The 319-nt window shown below is 32.3% G+C and carries 1 protein-coding gene; it reads left to right on the top strand.

Features of this window, described 5'->3' with window-relative positions; translation table 11 throughout:
• Positions 1–236 precede the first annotated feature (236 nt).
• Positions 237–319: putative oxygenase MesX (locus AB4496_RS28845; protein WP_372133544.1), on the top strand; the 83-nt coding region annotated here is incomplete at its 3' end.

Genomic DNA, 319 nt, shown 5'->3' with positions numbered 1-319 from the left:
CCTAATATTTTCAAACATAATAGATCATGAATATTCCTCATGTTGATTGTGAAAGAATACCATTGTTAATCATTTATCGAACCAAGTATAAAAATACCAAGCGATTAACTTAATACCGTATTAATTTTTCATACAGTATTGCCTTCAACTATTAATCCGGTCACAAGCAAAAATAAAAGCAATTTTAATTCTAAAGACCGAGAAAGTCAGACAACAGATTGGGATATCAGATCAACATGAATACAGAATTTAATTTTACAATTAAGAGCATTAGCCTCGACGAGAACTATCAACCTGCGGACAGCACACGTATCACCAC

The sequence above is a fragment of the Vibrio sp. 10N.222.46.A1 genome (assembly GCF_041473595.1).
GTDB lineage: Bacteria > Pseudomonadota > Gammaproteobacteria > Enterobacterales > Vibrionaceae > Vibrio > Vibrio tasmaniensis_A.
Note: the sequence above shows the minus strand (reverse complement) of the source record. Positions and strands in the feature narration are given on the sequence as shown.